The organism is Streptosporangium sp. NPDC050284, from assembly GCF_044459525.1.
In the GTDB taxonomy this organism is placed as follows: Bacteria; Actinomycetota; Actinomycetes; order Streptosporangiales; family Streptosporangiaceae; genus Streptosporangium.
Genome location: NZ_JBITIZ010000053.1, coordinates 1 through 1701, shown reverse-complemented (window position 1 = coordinate 1701; position 1701 = coordinate 1). Strand labels below are relative to the sequence as shown.

Sequence of the window (1701 nt, the reverse complement as noted above, 5' to 3'; positions counted from 1 at the left end):
GCCTAGAAGGCCGATGAAGATCTTGGTCTATCAGGCGATGCCGCCTTTCAGGGCATGGCCGTGATTCGCCAGGTGACGCTGTCGTGGTGGAGTCCAAGGCGGACGAGGGTGCGTAGGTTGATTGCAGCGGCGCGGGTGTGAAGCCAGGCGTTGTTCTTTATGGTCCCGATGTAGCGCAGTCGCCGGTTGCCTCGATGGACGAGCCAGGCGACGGCGCGTTCGACAGGGGGTCGCCAGCGGCGGTAGGCGGCCTGCCAGTCGGGGTCGGTGGCGGCTTGCCGGCGGGCGGTGGCCAGGTCGTCGTGATGGGGCCGGATGGTCAAGATCCGCCCGGATTTGGCCGTGGTGCACCTTGGACGGAGCGGGCAGCCGGTGCACTGGCCGGCGAAGAAGGCTTTGCGCTGCTGGTAGCGGCCCTTCGGCGCTGCCAGCGGGACCTGGTGCCCGGCGGGGCAGATCACCGTGCCTGCGGTGGTGTCGATGACGAAGTCATCGAGGCTGAACCCGCCGGGAACGGCCCTTTTCAACGGGGGCGGTTTGACGAACAACCGGTGACCGGCCTGCTGTAGCGCTCGGCGGGTTACCCCGGCGGAGTAAGCGCTGTCGGCGAAGACGTCCACCGAGACCTCTTCGTCGGTCAGCAGGGGCAGAGCGAGGCTGGACTCGTGGTGAGCGGCCCCGGTGCCGGGGGTCAGCGCCACGGCGGTGAACAGTCCGGTTGAGGGCTCGACCGCCAGGTGGGCCTTGTATCCCTCTTGGTGGTGGCTACGGGTCTTGTGAACATGGCGGGCCTGGGGATCGACAGTGGAGACCACCCGGTCGGCGGCGGTGCCACGGGCGATGCGCCAGCGTCCGTCACGACCGTCGCCGTCGGGCTCGACGTCTTGTCCGGCGACCAGGGCCAATAGCCCGACCGCGTGGGCGGCCTTGTCATCTGTGTCTTGGGCGGGCAGGTGCTTCAGCAGATACAGCGCGTCTTTCACCAGGGCGTCGACGAGGTCGGCGCGAGCGTGTTCGTCGTTCCAGGCGATCGGCGGTTTACCTGTGGTGGTGTAGTCGGTGGCGGTGCAGTGCGCGGCGAGCTGGGCGGCGCCGGGAACGTGACGGATCACCGTGCGGACAGCGGCGATCAACTGGGTGATGGTGTCTTGGGTGGCGACCGCGTCGTCCAGCACGGCCGAGTCCAGCGCCCGGCGGTGGCGTCCGGTGAGCACCCCGGTGGCCTTGACCACCTCACGCACCGCGTCAAAGATCCGCTGCGGGCGCGTCGTGCGGGCCAGCCGACGGCGGAAGTAGGCCAGGAGCGAGGGGTCGAAGGCGGTGTCGTGCAGGCCGAGCCCGCAGGCGGCCTTCCATCGCAGGTCGCAGCGCAGTTCCTGGACGGTATCGAAGTCCGATAAGCCGTGCAGGGCTTGTAACGTGATCGCGGCCGCCAGGACCTGCGGCGGCATGCTGGGGCGGCCGTTGGCCGAGGGGTACATGTCCGCGAACATCGACGCGGGAAACAGCCGGTCACGGTGCTCGGCCAAGAACGCGAACACGCTCCCGGGCGGGATCAGTTCCCGGCAGGTCTGCCACACATCCGGCCCAATCGTCTCCCCGGCCCACTGTCCCATCACCACGAGACATGAGTCTGGCCCCGTCGATCACGCGGCGGGGCCAGAACCCAAGATCTTCATCGGCCTTCTAGGGCCTGTACGG

The 1701-nt window shown here is 68.4% G+C and carries 1 protein-coding gene; it reads right to left on the bottom strand.

All coding sequences use genetic code 11. The features are described 5' to 3' along the window. Positions 1–47: 47 nt before the first annotated feature. Positions 48–1616 (bottom strand): IS1182 family transposase, encoded by a 1569-nt coding sequence (locus ACIBH4_RS39595; protein WP_362522387.1) that lies wholly within the window; start codon positions 1614–1616, stop codon positions 48–50. Between the last annotated feature and the right edge of the window lie 85 nt (positions 1617–1701).